General features: G+C 61.4%; 29 protein-coding genes. 20 read left to right on the top strand and 9 right to left on the bottom strand.

Going from position 1 to position 21,960, the window contains the following annotated elements; translation table 11 throughout:
- Positions 1-108 precede the first annotated feature (108 nt).
- Complete coding sequence (locus tag AC0L2X_RS09820; RefSeq protein WP_473599681.1) at positions 109-723, top strand: alpha-ketoglutarate-dependent dioxygenase AlkB; 615 nt, start codon at positions 109-111, stop codon at positions 721-723.
- A 41-nt stretch (positions 724-764) separates the two neighbouring features.
- Here AC0L2X_RS09820 and AC0L2X_RS09815 read toward each other — a convergent pair whose 3' ends face one another.
- A complete protein-coding gene (locus AC0L2X_RS09815; RefSeq protein WP_473599680.1) occupies positions 765-1,229 on the bottom strand; it encodes an NUDIX hydrolase in 465 nt (154 codons plus the stop codon).
- A 125-nt stretch (positions 1,230-1,354) separates the two neighbouring features.
- On the opposite strand from AC0L2X_RS09815, the gene ku reads away from it, so the two are divergent.
- From ku to AC0L2X_RS09795, 4 genes are all read left to right on the top strand, one after another.
- Entirely contained in the window at positions 1,355-2,188 is an 834-nt protein-coding gene (gene ku, locus AC0L2X_RS09810; protein WP_473599679.1) for a non-homologous end joining protein Ku, read from the top strand.
- Between the two features lie 150 nt (positions 2,189-2,338).
- Positions 2,339-3,682 (top strand): PAS domain S-box protein, encoded by a 1,344-nt coding sequence (locus AC0L2X_RS09805; RefSeq protein WP_473599744.1) that lies wholly within the window; start codon positions 2,339-2,341, stop codon positions 3,680-3,682.
- A 76-nt stretch (positions 3,683-3,758) separates the two neighbouring features.
- Positions 3,759-4,130 (top strand): avidin/streptavidin family protein, encoded by a 372-nt coding sequence (locus tag AC0L2X_RS09800; protein ID WP_473599678.1) that lies wholly within the window; start codon positions 3,759-3,761, stop codon positions 4,128-4,130.
- A 109-nt stretch (positions 4,131-4,239) separates the two neighbouring features.
- Complete coding sequence (locus tag AC0L2X_RS09795; protein WP_473599677.1) at positions 4,240-4,656, top strand: HD domain-containing protein; 417 nt, start codon at positions 4,240-4,242, stop codon at positions 4,654-4,656.
- Positions 4,657-4,686: 30 nt separating this feature from the next.
- Here AC0L2X_RS09795 and AC0L2X_RS09790 read toward each other — a convergent pair whose 3' ends face one another.
- On the bottom strand, positions 4,687-5,097 hold the full coding sequence (locus AC0L2X_RS09790) for a DUF427 domain-containing protein (protein WP_352492140.1): 411 nt from the start codon (positions 5,095-5,097) through the stop codon (positions 4,687-4,689).
- 181 nt (positions 5,098-5,278) lie between these two features.
- Between AC0L2X_RS09790 and AC0L2X_RS09785 the strand changes: the two genes are divergently transcribed.
- The 8 genes from AC0L2X_RS09785 to AC0L2X_RS09750 all read left to right on the top strand — a co-directional run bounded on the left by AC0L2X_RS09785 (position 5,279) and on the right by AC0L2X_RS09750 (position 11,938).
- Positions 5,279-6,094, top strand: coding sequence for an endonuclease/exonuclease/phosphatase family protein (locus tag AC0L2X_RS09785; RefSeq protein ID WP_473599676.1), 816 nt, complete (start codon positions 5,279-5,281; stop codon positions 6,092-6,094).
- A gap of 63 nt (positions 6,095-6,157) precedes the next feature.
- The gene (locus tag AC0L2X_RS09780; RefSeq protein WP_473599675.1) at positions 6,158-7,558 is read left to right on the top strand and encodes a phospholipase D-like domain-containing protein; all 1,401 of its coding nucleotides are present in this window, start codon (positions 6,158-6,160) and stop codon (positions 7,556-7,558) included.
- A gap of 84 nt (positions 7,559-7,642) precedes the next feature.
- Positions 7,643-7,825, top strand: coding sequence for a hypothetical protein (locus tag AC0L2X_RS09775; RefSeq protein ID WP_473599673.1), 183 nt, complete (start codon positions 7,643-7,645; stop codon positions 7,823-7,825).
- 203 nt (positions 7,826-8,028) lie between these two features.
- Entirely contained in the window at positions 8,029-8,331 is a 303-nt protein-coding gene (locus AC0L2X_RS09770) for a hypothetical protein (RefSeq protein WP_352492136.1), read from the top strand.
- 187 nt (positions 8,332-8,518) lie between these two features.
- Entirely contained in the window at positions 8,519-9,490 is a 972-nt protein-coding gene (locus AC0L2X_RS09765) for an SDR family oxidoreductase (RefSeq protein WP_352492135.1), read from the top strand.
- A 4-nt stretch (positions 9,491-9,494) separates the two neighbouring features.
- Positions 9,495-11,210 carry an HAD family hydrolase gene (locus AC0L2X_RS09760; RefSeq protein ID WP_473599672.1) on the top strand — a complete coding sequence of 572 codons (1,716 nt, stop codon included), beginning with the start codon at positions 9,495-9,497 and terminating at the stop codon, positions 11,208-11,210.
- 107 nt (positions 11,211-11,317) lie between these two features.
- Entirely contained in the window at positions 11,318-11,470 is a 153-nt protein-coding gene (locus tag AC0L2X_RS09755; RefSeq protein ID WP_473599671.1) for a peptide ABC transporter permease, read from the top strand.
- 24 nt (positions 11,471-11,494) lie between these two features.
- The gene (locus tag AC0L2X_RS09750) at positions 11,495-11,938 is read left to right on the top strand and encodes a PPC domain-containing DNA-binding protein (protein ID WP_473599670.1); all 444 of its coding nucleotides are present in this window, start codon (positions 11,495-11,497) and stop codon (positions 11,936-11,938) included.
- Between the two features lie 10 nt (positions 11,939-11,948).
- Here the strand turns inward: AC0L2X_RS09750 and AC0L2X_RS09745 are convergent, their stop codons facing one another.
- Positions 11,949-13,211: a DUF763 domain-containing protein gene (locus AC0L2X_RS09745; RefSeq protein ID WP_473599669.1), complete on the bottom strand. Its 1,263-nt coding sequence runs from the start codon at positions 13,209-13,211 to the stop codon at positions 11,949-11,951.
- Positions 13,212-13,403: 192 nt separating this feature from the next.
- The gene (locus AC0L2X_RS09740) at positions 13,404-14,108 is read right to left on the bottom strand and encodes an MgtC/SapB family protein (RefSeq protein ID WP_352492130.1); all 705 of its coding nucleotides are present in this window, start codon (positions 14,106-14,108) and stop codon (positions 13,404-13,406) included.
- 226 nt (positions 14,109-14,334) lie between these two features.
- Between AC0L2X_RS09740 and AC0L2X_RS09735 the strand changes: the two genes are divergently transcribed.
- On the top strand, positions 14,335-14,502 hold the full coding sequence (locus AC0L2X_RS09735; protein WP_473599668.1) for a hypothetical protein: 168 nt from the start codon (positions 14,335-14,337) through the stop codon (positions 14,500-14,502).
- 29 nt (positions 14,503-14,531) lie between these two features.
- Positions 14,532-15,530, top strand: coding sequence for an ATP-dependent DNA ligase (locus AC0L2X_RS09730; RefSeq protein ID WP_473599667.1), 999 nt, complete (start codon positions 14,532-14,534; stop codon positions 15,528-15,530).
- A gap of 137 nt (positions 15,531-15,667) precedes the next feature.
- Here the strand turns inward: AC0L2X_RS09730 and AC0L2X_RS09725 are convergent, their stop codons facing one another.
- Together AC0L2X_RS09725 and AC0L2X_RS09720 are read right to left on the bottom strand one after the other, a co-directional pair.
- Positions 15,668-16,195: a YciE/YciF ferroxidase family protein gene (locus AC0L2X_RS09725; protein ID WP_292655403.1), complete on the bottom strand. Its 528-nt coding sequence runs from the start codon at positions 16,193-16,195 to the stop codon at positions 15,668-15,670.
- A 170-nt stretch (positions 16,196-16,365) separates the two neighbouring features.
- The gene (locus AC0L2X_RS09720) at positions 16,366-17,040 is read right to left on the bottom strand and encodes a Crp/Fnr family transcriptional regulator (RefSeq protein ID WP_473599743.1); all 675 of its coding nucleotides are present in this window, start codon (positions 17,038-17,040) and stop codon (positions 16,366-16,368) included.
- Positions 17,041-17,597: 557 nt separating this feature from the next.
- Here AC0L2X_RS09720 and AC0L2X_RS09715 point away from each other — a divergent pair.
- Positions 17,598-17,795, top strand: coding sequence for a hypothetical protein (locus tag AC0L2X_RS09715; RefSeq protein ID WP_352492126.1), 198 nt, complete (start codon positions 17,598-17,600; stop codon positions 17,793-17,795).
- A gap of 284 nt (positions 17,796-18,079) precedes the next feature.
- On the opposite strand, the gene AC0L2X_RS09710 is transcribed toward AC0L2X_RS09715, so the two are convergent.
- On the bottom strand, positions 18,080-18,244 hold the full coding sequence (locus AC0L2X_RS09710; protein WP_023677107.1) for a DUF3309 family protein: 165 nt from the start codon (positions 18,242-18,244) through the stop codon (positions 18,080-18,082).
- 324 nt (positions 18,245-18,568) lie between these two features.
- Here AC0L2X_RS09710 and AC0L2X_RS09705 point away from each other — a divergent pair, with 324 nt between their 5' ends.
- Positions 18,569-18,880, top strand: a complete 312-nt coding sequence (locus tag AC0L2X_RS09705; RefSeq protein WP_352457800.1) for a hypothetical protein — start codon at positions 18,569-18,571, stop codon at positions 18,878-18,880.
- A 180-nt stretch (positions 18,881-19,060) separates the two neighbouring features.
- Here AC0L2X_RS09705 and AC0L2X_RS09700 read toward each other — a convergent pair whose 3' ends face one another.
- Positions 19,061-19,291, bottom strand: coding sequence for a hypothetical protein (locus AC0L2X_RS09700; RefSeq protein WP_473599666.1), 231 nt, complete (start codon positions 19,289-19,291; stop codon positions 19,061-19,063).
- A 246-nt stretch (positions 19,292-19,537) separates the two neighbouring features.
- On the opposite strand from AC0L2X_RS09700, the gene AC0L2X_RS09695 reads away from it, so the two are divergent.
- Complete coding sequence (locus AC0L2X_RS09695; protein WP_473599665.1) at positions 19,538-20,092, top strand: DUF4142 domain-containing protein; 555 nt, start codon at positions 19,538-19,540, stop codon at positions 20,090-20,092.
- A gap of 232 nt (positions 20,093-20,324) precedes the next feature.
- Entirely contained in the window at positions 20,325-20,567 is a 243-nt protein-coding gene (locus AC0L2X_RS09690; RefSeq protein ID WP_473599664.1) for a polymerase, read from the top strand.
- A 99-nt stretch (positions 20,568-20,666) separates the two neighbouring features.
- Here AC0L2X_RS09690 and AC0L2X_RS09685 read toward each other — a convergent pair whose 3' ends face one another.
- Complete coding sequence (locus AC0L2X_RS09685) at positions 20,667-21,383, bottom strand: DUF1236 domain-containing protein (RefSeq protein WP_473599742.1); 717 nt, start codon at positions 21,381-21,383, stop codon at positions 20,667-20,669.
- Between the two features lie 204 nt (positions 21,384-21,587).
- On the opposite strand from AC0L2X_RS09685, the gene AC0L2X_RS09680 reads away from it, so the two are divergent.
- The gene (locus tag AC0L2X_RS09680) at positions 21,588-21,887 is read left to right on the top strand and encodes a DUF1236 domain-containing protein (protein WP_352492122.1); all 300 of its coding nucleotides are present in this window, start codon (positions 21,588-21,590) and stop codon (positions 21,885-21,887) included.
- Positions 21,888-21,960 lie beyond the last annotated feature (73 nt).

The following is a 21,960-nucleotide window of genomic DNA, read 5'->3' as shown; positions in this document are numbered from 1 at the left end:
GCAGTGCTCCGTTCCGTGCCGCCGTGTGAATAACCCTGCACGGAGGGCGAGGTTCCTTGCTGCCGAAGCAGCCTTGCCGCTACGGGCCGGCTTCACCAAATACGGTTGATGCCATCGCCCAAGACATCGGCTGCCCGCCAGGGCGATCTCTTTGCCGCCACCGACGACCTGCCGGAAGGATTTCACTACCAGCCTGAACTGATCACGCCGGAGGAAGAAGCAGCGTTGGCGAGCCAGCTGGCAAGCCTGCCTTTTCAGGCCTTCGACTTTCACGGCCATCTGGCAAACCGGCGGGTGGTCGGCTTCGGGCTGCGTTACGACTACGATCGGCGCGAAGTCGTCGAGGCACCGCCGATACCCGGCTTTCTGCTGCCGCTCAGGGAAAAGGTTGCAGCCTTTGCCCGCCTGCCGGCCGAGACCTTCGTGCAGGTGCTGATCAACGAATACCGGCCGGGCGCCGGTATCGGCTGGCACCGCGACAAGCCTCATTTCGAGGCGGTCGCCGGCGTTTCGCTGCTGGCCGCCTGCAGCTTTCGCCTGCGCCGGAAAAACGGCACCCGATGGGATCGCAAGACGGTCACCGTCGAGCCAAGATCAGCCTATCTGATGACGGGCGCTGCGCGCAGCGAGTGGGAGCACAGCATTCCGCCGGTCGCCGAGCACCGCTATTCGATCACGTTGCGTACGCTGCGCGCTCAAAATTCGCTTGGGACAGCGCGATAAGGCAAGCTAGGCGCAGCCCTGAACTACCAAGCCGATACGGTTCATCGATCGCCATGCCGATCGGCAAAATCCGCCAGCATGGCGCGCTGGCCTTTCAGGATCTTGAGGTTGGCTTCCGGCAGGGAGAACCAGCCCGCTCTGTCGACTTCGGCAAATTCCTTCATCGAGCCGGACCTTGGCGGCCATTCCATGACGAAGGTGTTGCTGCTTATGGCGTCGCTGTCGAAATCCGCCTCGACGCACCATGCGATGACGAGCTTGCCGCCCGGCTGCCGGTAGCTGCCAAGGTGTTCGAAAACTCCATCGATGGCGACGCCGAGCTCCTCTTCGGCCTCGCGTTTTGCCGCCCTCAGCTCATCCTCGTTCTCGTCGACCAAGCCCTTCGGGATCGACCATGCGCCGTCGTCCTTCTTCGCCCAGAATGGGCCGCCCGGATGCACCAGCAACACCTGAAGTGAACCTCTGCTTTTGCGATAAATGAGCAACCCTGCGCTGCGTTTGGCCATTCCGCTATTCCCCTGACGAAAATCAAACGAACGTTCTCGTCCGGGCCGGCCCATGGAGCAGCCTGCCACGGCGGAACGATTTCCGCTCGCAGCCGTTCCGTCCGTTCGGCAAATGAGTGATTGACATGGCGACGCCGCGAGCTGCCTGGAAGGGCTTTATGAAAGTCGGATCGGTTTCCTGTGGCGTCAAGATCATCGGCGCCGTCAGCGAGGCCGAGAAAGTGCATTTCAGGATCCTGAACCGCAAGGACGGTCTCCCGGTCAAGAGCGCTTATATCGACGAGGAGACCGGCGACACGGTGGTGGCTGCCGACCAGGTGAAGGGCTATGAGGTTGAGAAGGGCGAGTTCGTCCGCATAGAGCCGGACGAAATCAAGAAACTAAAGATGGTGTCGCAGCATACGCTCGAGATCGGCGAGTTTGTGCCCACTGCCGACATCGACGCACGCTACCTCGAAAAGCCCTATTATCTGGTCCCGGCCGATGTGCCCTCCACGGAGGCTTTCGCGGTGATCCGGGACGCCATGGCCAGGAAGAAAGTGGCGGCCCGCTCCTGCGTCGTGCTGTACCAGCGTGGCCGAGAGGTGCTGATCCAGCCGCTGGGCAAGGGCATGGTGATGACGGAATTACGCAACCACAATGAAGTGGTCGCGGCGGACGCGGTTTTCGAAGGGCTGAAGGCTCGCAAGGTCGATCCCGAGATGCTGGAAATCGCGCAATTGCTGATCGACAAGAAGCCGGCCAAATTCGACCCGTCGAAGTTCGAAGACACTTATGAACAGGCGCTGGTTGCGATGATCGAAGCCAAGCGCAAGGGCAAGAAACCGCCCAAGCCGGCACCCGAGCCGAGGACGAACGTCGTCAATCTCGCCGATGTTCTGCGCAAGAGCCTGGCGCAGGAGGGCGGCAAGGCTCCGAACAAAAGTCCAAGAGCGGCGGCGAAACGCAAATCGGCCTGAATGTCCGAAAGCAGATCGAACGGAACCGAAAACACTCGCGCGCATTTAGATGACGTAGCAATCCGTCGGCAAGCTAAGCGGAGCGGGGGACTGGTGGACGTCGTTGAACTAAGGACTGGCGGAATCCCGCAAGTTTCTTCCGCCGATCTGATGCAGGCGTTGCCTGTGGCTGTCTACACCACCGACAGACAAGGCTTCATCACCTTCTTCAACGAAGCCGCTGCCGATCTCTGGGGACATCGTCCGATGCTTGGCCAGGACCGCTGGTGCGGTTCATGGAAGCTTCGCCACCTTGATGGGCGACCGATGGCGCACGACGAATGTCCGATGGCCGTTGCCTTGCTGGAGGAGCGGGACGTTCGTGGGGGCCGGGCGATCGCCGAGCGGCCGGACGGCCAGTTCATCCCGTTCAGCGCGCACCCGGTCCTGCTTCGCAATGTGCGCGGCGAGGTCGCCGGCGCCATCAACACCTTGCTCGACCTGCGCACCCAGGCGCTGGCTGACGACGCCGGCATAAGGCTCGCTGCCATCGTCGAATCCTCGATGGACGCGATCGTGTCGAAAGACCTGAACGGCATTATCACCAGTTGGAACGACGCGGCACAACGCCTGTTCGGCTACACCCCCGCCGAGGCGATCGGGCGCCCGGTGACGATCCTCATCCCGCCCGACCACCTGGATGAGGAAGCCATGATCATCCGCCGCATTCGCGCCGGCGAGCGAATTCCTTCATACGAGACGATCCGGCAGCGCAAGGACGGCACCCTGGTACCGGTTTCGCTCACCATTTCGCCGATACGCGACGGCATCGGGCGTATCATCGGCGCCTCCAAGATCGCGCGCGACATCAGCCCGCACAAGGAGAGCGAACGGCGCATCCGCACCCTCATGCGCGAAGTCAACCATCGCGTCAAAAACCAGTATTCGGTGATCGTCTCGATGATCCGCGAGACCAGCAAGCTGGCGGGGACGCCAGAGGCTTTCCTTTCACAGGTCCGGCAACGCATCATGGCGCTTTCGGAATCGCACGATCTGCTGGTCGATGCCGAATGGCGTGGCGCGACTATCGGCGAATTGATCCATGCCCAGACCAAGGCCTTCGCGACACAGGCCCGCCTGTCGATGAGCGGGCCGATGATCATGCTGCAGCCGAACGCCGTGCAATATCTCGGCATTGCCTTTCACGAGCTGGCCACCAATTCGGTAAAGCACGGAGCGCTGTCGCACCATGACGGACGGGTCGAGGTCGAATGGACCGTGACGCCAGCCCCCGATGGCAGCGACGGCTTCCGCCTTGTCTGGCGGGAACTGGACGGGCCATTGGTGGATGAAACCACGCGACGCGGTTTCGGAACGGTTGTGCTCAAACGGGTCACGCCGCAGGCGCTCAGCGGCACCGGCCGCCTGGAATTCGCCAGGCACGGCATCACCTGGACGCTGGAAGCGCCGCTGCGCTTCGTTCAGATGTCGACGGCCGGCATCGCGGCTGATTAAAGGCCGCTACCCCGGCCGCGGCTTGGCGGCCGTCTGGCAGCGCAATCCCTATGGTGGCAAATCAGGAGGAGCAGCGATGAGTTGGCTGGGCACCTGGCGGAACCAGTACGGGTCGGTCGTCGAACTGACCAGCGAAGAGGGCGGACGGATCAGCGGAACCTTCAGGACGGCGCTGGAGGACAGCGCCTTCTTCGGCATGACCCTGCCGCTGTTCGGAGCCTGCCATGGAGACGTCATCGGATTCACCTGCGCGGCCGAAGGGCGGGTCGGAGCCGCGGCGGTGAGCTATACCGGCATCCTCAGGAACGGGAAGCTGGAGATGCTGTGGCACACCGTTGCAGATGCCGCTTTGTCGGCGGAAAAGGAAGGTGCCCCGGCCCGTGCCCGGAAACTCCCCGCCTGGCGCGCTTTTGGAACCAGCCTCGACAGTTTTGAACGCGTCTCCTGACTGTAGCGGGCATTCAGCTCGCGCGTGAGGCAGCGGGTCATCGGAACTCGCGCTGACGATGGCGCGTTGGTGCGCCAGGACATGCGCTGTTCGTTACGGGGTCGACCCAATGAGCGTGCTTTATCGCGCAGCGAAAATCGCCGAACAGGCTCATGCCGGGCAGACGGACAAGACAGGGCGGCCTTATATCGAACATTGCCGCCGGGTCGTCGATGCCGTCGAAACGCTCGACCAGAAAGCCATTGCCTATCTTCACGATGTCATCGAAAAAGGCGATGGCTGGAACCGCGACCGGCTTGAGGCGGCCGGGTTCGGGCCGTCCATCGTGTCTGCCGTCGATGCCATGACGCGGTTGCCGAACGAGGATGATGCCGCTTTCGTTCGCAGGGCCGCTGCCAATCCGTTGGCGTTGCCGGTCAAGCGCGCCGATCTTGTCGACAATCTATGGCAGGCACGGCAGATCGGGGCGTCGACAGCGAAATACGAAGACGGCTTGCGCATTCTCAGAGAAGAGTTCGCGAGCTGACGGAAGGCTGCGCCTGTTGCCGATTTGGGTTTACTCGGTGACGTGCGGCGTATGCTGCTTGTCCTCCGCGGGATCGGCCTCGATCCGCGCCCTGCCGGGATCGAACGCGCCGTGGCGGGCGATCGCCAACGCCGGGGTGTCCGGCGTCTCGTAGGCCCACATGAAGTCTTCTGCCGACGAACCGACCGCATGAACACGCCAATAGCTTGCCGTGCCCTTCAGCGGGCTGTGGCTCGTTGTGTTGGTCTTCTCCAGAAGGTCGAAATAGATGTCCTCGAAAGGTATGTAGAAGACAGGATCATGACCGTCTTCGTAGAGCAGCTTTGCCCGCTCGCTCGATGCAATAATGGCGTCGGAGAACCGAACGGTTACGGCTCCATCGAACGGGACAATCCTGAGCGGGCCTGGCCGGGGGGCGGAATTTGCGGCTAAGGGCTGCATTCGACTTCTCCGTTGACTGCGCTGCCCTCCCGAAACGTGTTGTTGCCCGTCAGGGTTCCAGACGGCGGGCGCGCCGAGGCCGGTGCTGGAACGGTTTTGCAAGGTCGCCGTTGTTTCAGACCTCCGCACGCGCCATAATCGCAATGGCCGCCACTCACCGACTCAACAGCAAATGGATCACATGCTGGATCGATCGCCTACCCTTCCAAGGTCGCTTGGCGCTGCGCTGCGAAGGGAAGTGCCGCGGTTTGCCGCGCCCGGCAATGAAATTTCGTGCACCACGGTCGCATCCTACAATGTGCATAAATGCGTCGGCACCGACGGCAGGTTCGATCCGGAGCGGGTCGCAGCCGTGGTTAGGGAACTCGATGCCGATATCATTGCTTTGCAGGAGGCCGACGAAAGAACCGGAAGCAGGCAGGGATTGCTGGATCTCGCAGCGCTCGAGCGGGACAGCGATCTCGTCCCCACCCATGTCCCGGAAAACCGCCGCAGCCATGGCTGGCACGGAAATCTGATCCTGGCACGCCGTGGCGTGGTCGAAAGCGTGAACCAGCTCCGGCTGCCCGGCCTGGAGCCGCGCGGTGCGGTCATCGTGGACCTGGAACTGAAGGGCGTTTCGCTCAGGATCATAGCCGCACATTTTGGCTTGCTGCGGCGGTCGCGCTCGCAGCAGGCCAACGCGCTGGTCGAAGCCACGCACCCGGTTCTGCGGCCAACAATCCTGCTTGGCGACCTCAACGAATGGCGCGTCCGCAACAGGTCTTCGTTGCTGGCCCTGCTTCCGCATTTCGGTCCGATCGATGCGGTTCTGCCCAGCTTTCCGTCGCGCTTTCCGCTGTTTGCGCTCGACCGCATCCTGGCCAGGCCGCCGCACCTGATTTCCAGCATCGAGGTGCACAAGACGCCGCTGGCGCAACGGGCTTCCGATCATCTGCCGATCAAGGCCCGGCTGAACCTGGACGCGATACGTCAGCCGCGACTGCAACCAGAATGAACCTGAAGGGTTGTTAGTCAGATTTCAGACGGTTTGCTTCGCTGATGTTTGTCGGTGCACTTCATGGATACAGCCATTTCGCGGTTTGCCCGGGACAAGATCGCTGCCGGCAATAGCGGGCTGCTGCTGATCGCCGACAATTATGACGCGTTTGCCGCGCGAATCCTTGCTGCGCGCAGTGCCACAAGCAGCCTCGACCTGATGTACTATCTCTGGCACGACGACCATAGCGGCCGGCTGCTGATGCAGGAGGTCGTCAAGGCGGCGGAGCGCGGTGTCCGCGTCCGCATGCTGCTGGACGATATCAATCCGCGCAACAGCGACGCTGCTTACCTGGCGCTCAACAGCTACAAGAACATCGAGCTGAGGCTGTTCAACCCGAGCGGCATGAGGAACGGCAGCATCTTTCGCTCGCTGGAGATGGTCGCCCGGCTGTTTGCGATGACCCGCCGCATGCACAACAAGGCCTGGATCGCCGATGAGGGCTTGGCCATCGTCGGCGGAAGAAATGTCGGCGATGCCTATTTCGACGCTGCGGAGACGAATTTCCGCGATCTCGACCTGTTGCTTCTCGGTCCTGCCGTAGGGCAGACGATGCAGATCTTCGAGGCGTTCTGGAATTGCGAGGCGGCAACGCCGATCCAGCTGCTCAATCCGGCTGCGGCGGGCTCGCGCGCCGATTTCCTCGACAATCTCGACGCGACCGCAGACGGCCAGCTTTTGAACAGCCTCAGTGCCTGGCGCACGATTGCGGAGTTCATTGCAGCGCACGGCGACGTCTGCTGGACGAAAGGCGTTCGCGTCATTTCCGATCCGCCGGAAAAGGTGCGCGGCAAGAGGCGCAGGAACTGGCTGACCAAGGAGCTGCTTCCTGCTATCGCGGCGACCAGGCAGCGCCTCGAAATTGTCTCGCCCTATTTCATCCCCAGCCGCACCGGGTTGGCCATCCTGTCGAAGCTGGTGGACCGTGGCGCCGAGGTTGCAATCCTGACCAACTCGCTCGCCGCGACGGACGTCGCCGCCGTGCACGGCGCCTATGCCAAATACCGCCGCAAGCTGCTTAAAAAAGGTATCCAGCTTTTCGAATTGCAGCCCTTCGACCGCCAGGCCAACATCTCCGTTTTCGGTTCAAAGGGAGCCAGCCTCCACACGAAGGCCTTCACGGTCGACGACACGCTGGGGTTTGTCGGCTCCTTCAATTTCGATCCGCGTTCGGTGTCGTTGAATGCGGAAATGGGCGTGCTTTTCCACGATACCAATCTGGTGATGGAGTTGCGCCGGCTGTTCGAGCACGAAAAGTCGCCGCAGACGAGCTATCAGCTGGTCCTGGACAAAGGCGGCTTGCGGTGGCTCGGCATGGCGGATGGCGAGATGCGGCAATATTCGCGTGAACCGGAGGCCAGTCTCTATCGGCGCATCGTCGCAGCGCTGGTTGGATGCCTGCCGATCGAATCGCAATTGTAGAGGCAACGGATTTGTCGGAACGGAACGCTTTGTCGGAACGGAACTCGGGGATTACGAGTTGTAACCTGGGTCCGGAGCATGCCTATGAAGACCACGATCTACAGTTTTCTTGCTGAGCTCTTGCCGTTCTGGATGGCGCATAAACGCAAAATGCGCGCTGACCGCGCCGCTGAGTGGCCGACGCGACCGGCTGCTGCGGATGACGATGGTCGGCCGTCAGGCGATCCTAATCGAGCAACACCGGCGCGACGGCGCAACACGTCCTGAGCGCGCGGAATGCGCTCAAATTAGAACTGTCTGACCAGCCGCGTTTCTGCGACGCCAAGTGATCCCATTTGCCTGCAGAAGCTATAGCTCCTAGCGATCACGCTATCGTCAAGTACCGCTATTCGAAATCCGGCATTGCCAAGCATCCAATTTGCAGCACGTACGTTAATGTGCACTACAGATTGTCGCTATAGGTGAGCGCCATGAGTGCTAGTGCGATAGAATTCTTGCAGGACTGGATCCACGAAAACGTTCATGTGCCGCCGCCTCCGATCAAGCTTGAAAAGGAGGCGGAAATCCTCGCCAAGGAATGCAAGGAAGAGGCTGCAGACGCCGGCGTACCCATCGAAGACATCGAGGAAGAGGTTGGCGACCTCAAGGATCTGCTCGTTGCCAAGCTTGAAGACGCAGCTGAGGACGAGGCCAGGCAACTCAATGGTAAGGGGCGCGACATGAATGGGACGGATGTAGCCAACGGGCCGGCGAGCCTGCAGAACAATCTGTGACTCAGGGCGGGCCGAACGAATGCGCCGCTGAGGGAGCCGCAATCTCCCAGGCTTTTCAGCGAGTCCGTACTGCAGCCGGTGCCGTGGGTTAGACTCCGCACGATCCACCCGGGCTCAAGGAATGACGTGGTCGCATAAACCTTTTCGCCGGACACGCGTTGTTGGGTTTCAAGCCAGGGAGATGACCATGCAGATGAAATCGGAAATCGCCGGCGAGGCCGCCAAGCAGCGGCACATCCAGCGCCGCATCGACGAGAGGGACAAGTCCAAGTCCAATGGCAAGCAAAAAGGTGCCATGCAGGCCGGTGCCCGCAAATATCCCGAGCCGCCCTTCCCCGAGCAGCACCAGCCGAAGCCGGGGCATGAATGGGCGATCGAGCCGGCGCCGCTTTACGATGCGCCGTACTATATCGGATCGAAAAAGCTCGATGGCAAAGTGGCCGTCATTACCGGCGGCGATTCGGGCATCGGCCGTGCGGTTGCCGTGCTCTATGCGCGTGAAGGCGCCGATGTGGCGATCGTCTACCTCTCGGAGGACAAGGACGCCGAAGAGACCAAAAGGGCCGTCGAAGCGGAAGGCCGGCGCTGCATCCTGATCAAGGCCGACGTCAGCGAACGCGACCACTGCCACAACGCGGTGGCTGAGATCGTACAGGAGTTTGGGCGGATCGACGTGCTGGTCAACAACGCCGCTTTCCAGATCCACTCCAGCGATTTCAGCGAGCTGACCGAGGAGCATTTCGACACGACGCTGAAGACCAACCTCTACGGCTATTTCCACATGGCGCAGGAGGCCGTGCCGCACATGAAACCCGGTTCGGCGATCATCAACACCGGTTCAGTGACCGGCATCGAGGGCTCGAAACAACTGGTCGATTACTCCATGACCAAGGGTGGCATTCATGCCTTCACCCGCGCGCTCTCGGGCAATCTTGTCGAGAAGGGCATAAGGGTCAACGCCGTGGCGCCAGGCCCGGTTTGGACGCCGCTCAACCCCTCGGACAAGGAAGCCGGCGATGTTTCGAAATTTGGCGCTGATACGCCGATGAAGCGGCCGGCGCAGCCGGAAGAGATCGCGCCGGCCTACGTGTTCCTCGCCTCGCCGCACTGCTCGAGCTACATCACCGGCGAGATATTGCCGATCGTGGGCGGCTACTGACGGCATGTATTTCATTGCCCTGGCCACTGACTACGACGGCACGCTGGCGCATGAAGGGGTCGTTGCCGAGAAGACGCTTGCGGCGCTTGAACGCTTCAAGAAGAGCGGCCGCAAACTCATTCTCGTCACCGGGCGCGAGCTGCCCGACCTCAAACGCGTCTTTCCCGAAGTCGCGATCTTCGACAAGGTGGTCGCGGAAAACGGGGCGCTGATCTACACGCCGGCCAGCGAGGAGGAGCGGACGATATCTCCGCCGCCCGCCCCCGAGTTCATCGCCAAACTCAGGAAACGCGGTGTCAAACCGCTTTCGGTCGGACGCTCGATCGTCGCAACCTGGGAACCGCATCAGGCTACCGCGCTCGAGGTCATCAAGAAATTGGGGCTGGAGCTGGAAATCATCTTCAACAAGGGTGCGGTGATGATCCTGCCCAGCGGCATCAACAAGGCGACGGGGCTGACAGCCGCGCTTCAGGACCTCAGATTGTCACCGCACAACGTCGTCGGTGTCGGCGACGCCGAAAACGACCATGCCTTCCTGCGCGCCTGCGGCTTCAGCGTCGCCGTCGACAACGCGCTGCCGGCAGTCAAGGATACTGCGGATCTCGTGACACGCGGCGCGCGCGGAAAAGGCGTCGAGGAACTGATCGCCAAGGTCGTCGAGCGCGATCGCGAGCTTGTGCCGAACCGCGACGGCATTGTGCTTGGCTCGGAGGACGGAAAGGACGTGTATCTGTCGCCAACCGATACGGTGCTGATCGCCGGCAGCTCCGGCATCGGCAAATCGACCCTGGCGACCGCACTGACGGAGCGCTTCGTCGAGAGAAAGTTCCAGTTCTGCATCTTCGATCCGGAAGGCGACTATGACGGCCTCGAAGGTGCCGTCCGGCTTGGCGACGGCTCCAACGCGCCGACGAAGACGCAACTGCTCGATCTCCTGGAGAAGCCGGACAACAATCTTGTCGTCAACGGCCTGGCGCTGCGCGTCAACGAGCGGCCGGACTTCTTTGCCGACCTGCTGCCGGGCCTTGGCAGTGTTCGCTTCCGCACGGCACGACCACACTGGCTGATCATCGACGAGGCGCATCACCTGTTGCCGAAGCGGCGCGACGACACGCCAATGGTGCTGGCCATGGAATTGCCGGGCACGATCCTGATCACGGTTCATCCGGACGCGATCTCAACCGAGGCATTGCGGCTGGTCACCGCCGTCATCGCACTCGGCCCCAAGGCGAAAAAGGTCATCAAGACGTTCTGTCGCGAGACCGGCACCGAACCGCCAAAGGACAAGGACCTGAACTCTCCAAAAGACGAGCGCGTGCTGTTCTGGCGGCCGCGGGGGCGCAAGAAGCCTTGCATGGTCGAGCCGATCGAACCGCGGCAGTCACTCAAGCGCCACAGCCGCAAATATGCCGAGGGCCAGCTCGACGAGAAGGGCAGCTTCTATTTCCGCGGCCCCGACAATGCGATGAACCTCCGCGCCCACAATCTGATGATTTTCGCCCAGATCGCCGAAGGTATCGACGACAAGACCTGGGAACATCATTTGCGCGCCGGCGACTATTCCGAATGGTTTCGCCAGCAGATCAGGGACAAGGAACTGGCGCGCGAAACCGCCGAAGCGGAGAAAGACGGCACACTTTCGGCGCAGGAGAGCCGCAACCACGTCCTCGACGCGGTGCGCCGCCGCTATACCGCGCCCGCGACCGCGCCGAAGGAATAGATGCAGACGGTGCCCAGCCGTGGAACCTCATCCGCCAAACGAGATTGTGTCCTATCGGGCGCCAGATTCATTCAATGCCGAATAATAGCCCCGGAAGGAGACGATGGATGAGCAGTGCCCGGGACGAGAATGGTCCCGTCTTTTCGGCGGAGCAGGCGCGGCAGGGCGAGATCATCCTGCGGACGCGGGCGCGCCGGATCATTTTCATCGCCGGCCTGGTGGGTCTCGTCTTGCTGGCATGGCTGGTGTGGTGGATTTGAATTCCTGACGGCTGGAGCGAAATCATGAAATCACAGCTTGTTGCCGAAAGCGCCGGACAGAGAACGTTCGTCGTTGTGCTTGATTCCGGCGAAGAGGCGTTTGCGCAGCTGACGTCATTTGCGGTCGACCGTGGCGTCGGCGGTGCGTCGCTGACCGCGCTCGGCGCTTTCGAAAGGGCAACCGTCGGCTGGTTCGACCCTGGAGAAAAGGCCTGCCGGAAAATCCCCATCCGGGAACAGTGCGAAGTGCTGAGCGCGATCGGCGATGTTGCCATCGGCGACGACGGCAGGCCCAGCCTGCACGTCCACGCAGTCCTTGGATTGAGTGACGGCACCACGAGGGGCGGTCATCTGCTGGACGGCATCGTGCGGCCGACGCTCGAGGTCACATTGGTGGAGACGCCTGGCCATCTGCGCCGCAGGCACCGTCCCGAACTCGGCGTCGCCCTGATCGACTTGGAGGCTTGATCCGACCCGATCACTTCGCTGATTTAACTGCGGCTTTCTCGGGGGCGCCTTCCCAACCGAAAACGCTGCGGCCGCCGAGCAGATGCGATTGCTCGAACTCCCCGGCGACGATTTCCTTCAGGCTTGGACCGGTGACATAGCGCTCCACCTGCCGCGACTGGTCGTCCAGCCGCCGCAACGCACCGATCTCTTCCTCACGGCCGAGCCTGGCCTTCTGGACAGCCGACTTCAGTACGCCGATGGTCTCGTCATAGACCTTCAGCGGCACGGGGAACGGGTGCCTGTCCTTGCCGCCATGCGCCAGCGAGAAACGCCCTGGATCGGAAAACCGGCACGGCGCGCCATGCACGACTTCGGCGACCAGCGCCAGCGCCCGCACCGTGCGTGCGCCGACATTGGGCACCAGGAGAAGCCCGGCGAAATCTGTCGGGCCGCGCTCGGCCGCCGCCGCGATGTTGCCGTGCAGGCGGCGCATGACGACATCGCTTTCGCGTACATCGTGGTGCGCCGGCATCACCAGATGCGGCAGCAGCTTTTGTGCCGGCTCCGACGCTGGCGCCGAACCTCGCTCCAAAGCGGCAAGCTCCCTCACGATGCGATCCGGTCCAAGATCGTGAAGAAGGTCCAGTTGTCCCTGGCGCGACGCTTCGGCGCGGCGGTCGGTCAGGTTGACAATCTCGCCCTGGTTGGCGCCCTCGATGGCAGCATGCGGCTGGTCGACAAAGCTCTTCAGGCCCTCGGACAGCCAGTGATAGCGGCGCGCCACCTTGCTGTCGCCGTTCATGCCTTGCTGCACGACCACCCACTTGGCGTCGTCGGTGACGATAAAGCCGTGCAGATAGAGATCGAAACCGTCCTGGACCGCGGCGCTGTCCACCTTGGCGACAAGCCGGCTGGCAGTCGCGAGGCCTTGCCCGTCGAGGCCGACACGCTCGCCGATCAGGGCAAGCTCATGCGGGGTCTTGCGCGAATGCGCGCCGCGGCCGCCGCAAACGTGGATGCCGAGCTCGCCGGAAAGCGGCGACAGGCCGCGCTTCAACGCTCCGACGACGCTGGTGGTGATGCCGGAAGAGTGCCAGTCCATCCCCATCACGGCGCCAAAGGACTGGAACCAGAACGGATGCGCCAGCCGGCGCAGCAGTTCATCGCGGCCGTAATGGTGGATGATCGCTTCGCACATGACCGCGCCAAGCCGCGTCATGCGGTCGCCGAGCCATTTCGGTACGTGCCCGCCGTGAAGTGGAAGATCAGCACTTCCCGATCGCTGTGCCACGCTCTTTTGCTTGCTCCTTGAGTCCTGCCTCGACAGATAGGTATCGAAAGCGGTGTGGAGAAGCGATGGCCTGATTCAGGCCGCGAGCCGCTAGAGCAATTCCAGGAAAAGTGTGAAACGGTTTTCCGTCCGGAATTGCGTCAAAACAAAGAGATAGAGCGGTTCGGCGTTTCCGTGAAACGATGAACCGCTCTATCGGGCAGGTTCGCTGAGGAGATCAAACTTCTGGATCTCGCAATGCTCGCCCACCGATTCCAGCAGATCCGTTGGCGGTGCGCCAGTGTCTGGCCGCCTCCAACTGATCTCGAACGAGAATACGGGGTCCTTGATATCCGGGCGCCTCTCTATCGCGACGAGGCGTGCCCGGTAGCCAAGCGGCCCGATCATCGTATCGAGTTCCTGTCGGGCTGCGGCCTTCCACGTCACCGCCAACTGGGCGTGGTGTTCGCGCGACATTCGAAGATCCACCCATTTCAGGACCAGCAAGGTGGCCAGCGTCAGCGCCGTGCCGGCCGCGCCCAAGCCGTATTGGCCACCACCGAAAGCCAATCCGATTGCCGTCATCACCCACAACGTGGCCGCCGTGGTGACGCCGCTGACAAGATTGCCGCGGCGAAGAATGGCGCCACCGCCGATAAAGCCGACGCCGGTCAGCACGCCCAGCGGAAAGCGCAAGACGTCCATCGATGCAAACGAATCCGGATGCTTGCCTACGGTCCCCAGCAGAATGCTGGCCTGGATCATTGCGATGGCGGCGGCCAACCCGACCAGCACAGTGGTGCGTAGCCCGGCCGCGTGCCCGCGCGCCTCCCGGTTGAGGCCTATCAACAGGCCGGCGAGCGCGGTCAGAAGCAGTCGTGCCGCGATGTCCTGCCAAACCGGAACAACGAGGACCATCGCGGTCACCCGTCAGGCCAAGCGCGGCTGGCCAGGAATAGCGCCATGGTCAAAGCGAACAAGGGCAAGAGCGTCTTCATCGCAAATTCTTTTCGTCGATAAGCAACAAACGATGCGCCTGGATTTTGGTTGCGCCGCCGACGATTCACCCCGGCGATGGGCAGCGGCGGAACAAAACCTTCGGCCTGCGGGTTGGTGGGTTCACGCCAACGAAGGATTTGCAGTCATGGTCCGCTTGCTGCTTGCCGGAGCCGTCGCTTATCTGGCCTATCGCATCACCATGGAGATCAGTGGGGCCGGCGAGGTCTATCCGCGGTCACCTTCACCCGACCAAACCGGCGGCAAGGCGCCGAAGCGGGAAAGTGGGGCGCAGAGGGATGGCCGACGGCGGTAGCGAATGCCTTAGCGGGGCGCGGACCAGCCATGACCGCATTTCCGTTGCCGCTCGACCTTCGTCCGATGGAAGCCAAAGCCGCCGACGCAATTCCTGGCGGCGACGGGCTTTGGCAGTACGAACCGAAATGGGACGGGTTTCGCTGCCTCGTGTTCAAGGGCGACGATGCCGTCGATCTGCGTGCAAAATCGGGCAAGCCGCTTGGCCGCTATTTTCCCGAACTGGTCGCGGTGCTGCGCGATGTGAGCTCGCGACGGTTTGTTGCCGACGGCGAGATCGTCATCGAGGTCGACGGATCGTCGTCATTCGAGGCCCTGCAAATGCGCCTTCATCCAGCCGAGAGCAGGATCCGCAAGTTGAGCCTGGAGACGCCTGCCATGCTGGTCCTGTTCGACATGCTGGCCGAACCCGGCGGCAGGATCATCATCGAAGAGCCTCTCACCACCAGGAGGCAGGTAATCGAGACCTTTGTCGCGTCGGCGGCACGGCCCGAACTGCACCTGTCCAGATATACGCACGACGCCGCCACCGCCGAGCGCTGGCTGCAGGGCGCCGGCCACGGCTCCACCGACGGTGTCGTTGCAAAAATGATCGCCGAGCCATACCGGCCCGGCGAGCGCGCCATGGTCAAGGTCAAGCGGCTACGCACCGCGGATTGCGTGGTCGGCGGCTTTCGCTGTCTCGCCGGCAGCAACGAAGTCGGATCCCTGCTGCTCGGGCTCTACAACAACGAAGGCAAGCTGGACCATGTCGGCTTCACCTCGACCATCGGCAAGGACGACAGGGCGGCGCTGACCACACGGCTGGAAAAACTGCGGGCCAAGCCGGGTTTTACCGGCAAGGCGCCGGGCGGACCAAGCCGCTGGAGCACGGAGCGCAGCGGACAATGGGAACCGATAAAGCCTGAACTGGTGGTCGAGGTTCGTTTCGACCATGTGACAGGCGACCGGTTCCGGCACGGAACCAAGCTGTTGCGCTGGCGGCCGGACAAGGAACCCCGGCAATGTACGTTCGAGCAGATCGAGTAAGTCCGTCCGAGGCTCCGCTTCAAGCTCTTGCTGCCCCGTAGTGCCGACGACGGCGGAACCAATGCAGAATTCGCTGGTTCGCCGCACTAGCCGAGCCTCGGCAATCCATTGCCGAGGCTCGGAGGCGATCTGCTAGATCAAGCGGCTTCTTGCATTGCGCGTTCGTTGACACCGCTTTCGCCGAGCTTGGAAAGCGCTTCGTCGGTCGCGACCTCTTCCTTGAGAGTTGCCCTGAGCAGTTCGACAACGTCGCTCTTGCCGAGTTCTTCCGCCCACGCGATCAAAGTGCCGTAGCGAGCGATCTCATAATGCTCGACAGCTTGCGCTGCACCGACAAGCCCGGCGTCGAGCGCGGGAGCACCGTTATACTCCTCGAGCACTTCCGAGCCCTCTTCGATGATGCCGTCGATCGCCGGACAGGTCTTGCCGCGGGCCGGCTTGCCGAATTTCTCGAACACCTCCTCGAGGCGGTCGACATGTCCTTCGGTTTCCATGCGGTGTTTCTCAAAGGCGGCGGTCACTTCTTCCGATTCCGCGCCCTTGGCCATTTTGGGCAGCGTTTTCAGTATCTTCTTCTCGGCGTAGTAGAGGTCTTTGAGCCCGTCGAGGAACAGATCCTCAAGGCCCTTGCTTGCCGCCTTCGCGGCCTTTTTCGTGGTCGCCATGATCCTCTCCCGAATGGTTGGTGCCGCCTCGCAAAGTAGAGGCGTCCCATAACCCTCCGACGGGAAACAAGTTCCCTGACGGTCCGGGAGCTTTGAAAATTTTTTCGGACCCGCTGTGTAGTGCCGCAACGGGCTTCGACCTGCCGCAGCAAGCGGCGAGGAAAGCGTCGTCAGCGCTCGCCGATATGCTCGACCAGGCGGGTATATTCGGCCTCGGCCAGGCCGTAGCCGCCATCGGCCAGTGCGACGAGACCATCGCGATCGCGGATGATAATTTCGCCGCGGCGGGACCGGATGAGCCCTCGACCCTCGAGCAGCTGGAGCGCGACCGTGACACCCGGACGCCTTACGCCGAGCATGATCGACAGGAATTCGTGAGTGATCGCCAGCCGGTCGCCGGCCACCCGATCGTCACACATGAGCAGCCAGCGCGCCAGCCGGTCTTCAAGTTTCGATCGCGCGTTGACCAGCGCGGTATAGCCGGTCTGGACATGCAGACATTGCACGTAGCGCAGCAAGAACAGCCGCAGCGTCGGGCTTTGCGTCAGCGCCGCCTTGAACGGCTCGGCGTCGATCCTGGCGGCCTCTCCCGCCAGCTGCACATAGCAATCATGGACCGTACGGTCGTCGCCCATTATCAGGGCCGAGCCGGTCATACCTTCCAAGCCGACCAGGCCAACTTCCGCATCGCTGCCGTTCGGCATTTTCGCAACCACCGAACCGATGCCGTCCTCGAGGAAATAAATGGCCTCGATCGGCGATCCGGACACTTCGAGCGATTGCCGTAACTCCAGCGAACAGCGCTCGATGTGCGGCTCGAGAGATGCGAAATCGTCGGCGCTCATCCGGCGCAACAGCTTGTTTCTGTATAGAGTTCTATCGGAAATTGCTGGATCAGACATAGCTGGGCCCAAAACAGGGCAAGAGCTTTTTTATCTCCCAGCCGTCCGCGCCCGGTATAACCTGCGGACGATAACGCTTATATAAGCACTCGAAGGTATGGAGCCTACTAAATAAAAAAATGAATCGATGCACGGCAGTTTCTCCTGCCGCTTGCCTACGAAAACATCCGACTGAAAGTTAGAGTTGGAAACGTACCAAAGACGGTTTGGTACGAAAACGACAATTGAGACCATCGGGCGCGAAAGAGCCCGTCGCGAGGGATGCAACGGGCTCCATTCGGGCGTCGTGGGCTACGCCCAGTGATCCAAATGAGGGGTGGGTTGGATCGCAGCAACAATGCAGATGCAAGGCAGTCGTTCCCAAACTGTCTGCTTGGTAATTTCCGTACATTGAGTTTGGACGAGAGCGGCGCTAATTGAATTGGAGTCGTCCACACAGACATGGCGAGTGGACGCTTGAAAGACGCTTCGCGCTTTCGCCCTTTTCAAGGGAGGATGGCATGTCGATGCAAGGTGCAGCAACCCCAGCCGAACTGACCGTGCTGAAAAAAGCGCTCGACGACTGCTGCCGCGAGTTGGGTGTTGCGGACGACAGTCCTGTCCGCGAGCGGTTGGCCGCCCGTATCATGTCGCTGTTCAACGAGGGTGTGCTCAGCGCCGATCTGAAAGAAGCGCTGGCCGCCGATCGCCAACACTAAGCTGCTGCTATGGTGGTGTCCTCGGTGCCGAAAGCTTCGGCACCGGGTCGCCCTTTTTAGCCAGGATCCTGGTTGGCCAAGGATCTTGGAAATCTTGTCTCGTCACGACAAAACGCCCGGCGCTTGTTACCAAGCGGCAGGCGTTTGGTTGTGAGCGTGACGCGCGTCGCGTTCGACCGGCCTCATGCGATGCGCTTTAGGTTCTTGTTTTATGCGTGTCGTTATCACAAAACCGCTGCACACCCTCGGGTCAAGCCCGAGGGCATGCTTTTGCGCGCCATGCATCAAATGCGCCCAAGCAGGACCAGGATAATGACGATAAGCAGCACCAGGCCGAGGCCGCCACCACCGTAATAGCCGGTGCCATAGAACGGTCCGCCGCCCAAGCCGCTGAAGCCGCCAAGCAAGGCAAGGACCAAGATAATGATGAGAATGGTTCCAAGGCCCATGATGTCTGCTCTCCTTGTTTGCGCTGCCGCCATTCGCATCAGCGCGTCGCATTGTACAAAGGTATGAACGTACAAAGGTATGAACTCACAAGGAGCATTCCTGTTCCGGCGGGACGTAAGGCGTACGCTCATGCGGCGAGCAAAATACCGGGCTGTGCCGTCAGAAAAGTCCACAGAAGCATGCCAGCCGAGAATGGCATGGCGGCCGCGTTGAACACCTGAGAACATGCTGAATTTCATGGGGAATTTGTCGGAACCTTCGCCCGCCCGAACGGTTGTTTTCGTAGTCGCAACGCGACGACCCTCGTAAAAAGGAGAAGCATCATGCTCACGAAAATTCTCGCAGCTTCGGCGCTTACGATCGGTCTGGCCACGTCAGCGATGGCCCAGAACGTCGGCGACCCCTCCGGAGCCGCTGCCGACGGGAGCGGGCGGACGGTCGTAGTGCCGGATAATGGCGGCCCTGACACCGGCACGGATTCGACCATCACCAACAGCATTCGCGATTTCTCAACGACGAATTCGAATGCCGACCGGAATTGCCCGCCGGGCCCGCAGGGGGCTATGCCCGATGCGACCGGCAAGGCTCCGGGCACGATGGCGCCGACGGTGAACGACAACCACTGCGGCAAGTAAGCGCCCGGTGATCACAGCCTCACGAGGCCGTGGAGCATAGGCTCCGCGGCCTCGTCAGTTTGCCGCAAAATCAGCCGCCTAGAGCAATTCCAGGAAAAGAGTGAAACGGTTTTCCGTCCGGAATTGCTTCAAAACAAAGCCATAGAGCGTTTCAGCGTTTCCGTGAAACGATGAACCGCTCTAACCGCCGCGGTGGTCGAAGCTGACCGCGATCTCCCGACCATCCAGCGCCCGGACGATGAAGCCAACCAGCTCCTCGTCGGTTTGCCGGAACCAGGGAAAGCGCTTGCGCAAATCGGCTATGACGACGGTGGTCGAGAGAATATCGCCCGAATGGTAGTCGGCCATGACGGTATGGACGGCTTTGTCGGTATCAATACCGATTCCAAGCGGCGACTTGATCTGCCCCACGGAAGCCTCCACCCATCTCTCCCGGCCAACGATAGCAAGACTGCGGCAAAGCGAAAGAGCTTGTACGATTCCGTACGATCCCGTGGCTTGCGTTACACTTTGCAGGACGCAGCCGGCGTCTTTTGTTTTGCGTTTCCAAACCCTTGTTTGGCGTCGCGGCGGCTCTGGCCGCCGCGATCAAGGCAACCTCGCCGCAGCTTCCGCGTTGAGCCATCGGAGGGATGACATCGGCCTCGGAGAACTCCCATGAAAACACTTCTATCCATCACTGCGGCAGCGCTGATGGCTGGCGCATCTTTGGCTGCTTTTGCTCAATCGGCGACGCTGACGCCTCTGACGACCGACACCATGAGCAAGGTTGACACCGCGACGTTCGTCAAGACCGTGCCCATCGCCAATACATTCGAAATCGAATCGAGCCGGCTTGCGCAGACGCAGGCGACTGCCGACGACGTGAAGGCATTCGCGGCGCAAATGGTCACGGACCACACCAAGGCCGGCGAGGACTTCAAGGCGGCGCTCAGCAGGGGTCAGACGACTTCGGCCACCGCGCCAGCCGGCCCGTCGCTGGACACCAAGCACCAGGCGCTGCTCGACCAACTCAAGGAGACCAGCGGGGACAGCTTCCAATCGAAATATATCGACATGCAGACCCAGGCACATAAGGAAGCGGTGGCGCTGTTTTCCGCCTACGCAAATTCCGGCGACGATCCGGCGATGAAGGAGTTTGCCAAGAAGACGCTGCCGGTGCTGCAAATGCACGAACGTCACGTGAAGGATCTCGCTGCCGCGCATCAATGAGGGCGAAGACCGTGCGGCTTCGCCAACGGAAACGCCCCGGCATGAATGAAGCGGCTGTCGTCGGGCCGGGAACAAAGCACCGAGAGTGCCGTTATTCACCCTTATTCCGCGGAATATCCAATGGAAGGCGGCATTCGCGAGGCCTCAAGGATAGTAGCGCCGGCTTTCGGCGCCGTCCTGGTCGCCGCTGTCACAGGCTGAAATCGCTTTCCGAACGGGACAGGCTGCCTACATGCGGTACGGCGAGATATTTGCAAATGTGACGGCACTTATGTTGCTGGCCTTGATGATTGGCGGCGTCTTCGTCCTGTTTGGAGAACCGCTGTGGCCGCGGCACTACGCGCGAATGGTGCTGGTTACGGATATCGATGGCATGACCACCGGGTCAGTCCGAACAAGCTGCGTGCCCGGTCCATGCCTGCCCGACGCCATCGATCACACCGTGCTTACTCCTCGCCCCGAGGACGGACCGTGATCTGCGATTTGCAGCACACGCGGAGCGAGGAGATGAGGAAAGGCCCGCCACGCGACCTGCGCGACGGACCCTTTGTTCAATCAAACCGTCTGGCCACAACTAGGTCAGGATAACCACGATCTTGTAGGTATTCGGGTCGACGATGACGATCCGGCCGTCGGCGAGCACGAAATACTCATAGCCTTCGTAAGCCGGAACGATCTTGACGATGCGCGCCGGCAGGCGATGCAGCCGGACCTTCTTTCGCGGAACCTCGACACCGACGGAGATGTCGAAATCGACGCTGGAAACGGGTTGGACGTTCGTTTCCTTGATGACCTGCGTGATCTCCGTCTTCTGTTCAACGGTCACATTGCTGATGGAAGCGGTCGAACTCTGGTCTTGCGTCTGCGTCGAGGCATTGCCCTGAGTCTGCTCGGTGGTCGTGGTCCCAGTCTTGCCCTGCGCCTGCTCCTCGGTCTTCATTTTTGTGTTGCCTTGGGCCTGCTCGGTAGTGGTGGTTCCGGCCTTACCTTGGGCTTGCTCGTCGGTCTTCATTTTGGTGCTGCCCGTGGCCTGCTGTTCAGTCGTAGCGCCAGCCTTGCCTTGGGCTTGCTCGTCGGTCTTCAGCTTCGGTTTGCCCTGCGCCTGTTGATCAGTCGCAGCGCCGGCCTTGCCTTGAGCCTGCTCGCCCATCTTGGCGCCGTTTGGGCAATTGGCGGTGCCGGCTGCACAATTGGCGCCGGACTGGTCGTCGGTCGACTGCTGCGTCTGGGCAAGTGCAGCCCCGCAGCTGACGCTGATTGCTAGCATGCTGGTGATCAGAACGCCTTTCATGAGAGATCTCCTTGGAAAATGCGTCCCTTCACCGCGTAAAACTGCGGCTAAAAAACTTTGTTCCAAATTTATGGAGCGAAGCGGCAAGCGATCCGAGTGGCGGAACAAGCTCCACCTGATGACGTTACCGGCCTATAGCGACCCCGCTGCGAACAGCATGACGCGGCGCAGCGCAGAGGTGGCTCACGACGAAAGGAGACGATCATGAGAATGCATCTTTCGGCAGCCGCGGCTGGGTTCTTGCTGCTTGCGGGTGTTGGCGCCGCTGCCGCTCAGGACGTGATCATCGAACCGCAGCAGGAGACGATCGTACGCGAGTATGTGAAAAAGCAGCCTCTGGCGTCCGTCCAGCTTCCCGGCGTGGAACTCAATGTCGGCTCGACCCTGCCCGATACCGTCGAGCTTCATGAAGTTCCCAACGTCAAATACCGCTACGTCGTCGTCGACAACCAGACCGTCCTGGTCGATCCGGGCACACGCAGGATCGTGAAGGTCATCCAGTGAGCAATGCGCGTCGTTTTTTGAAGGGACATGCGGCGCGTCCTGCATTGTCGACATCCCAAACTGCTGCCCGTGC

The sequence above is a fragment of the Mesorhizobium sp. WSM4828 genome (genome assembly GCF_055811175.1).
This window is presented reverse-complemented; position numbering and strand designations above follow the sequence as displayed.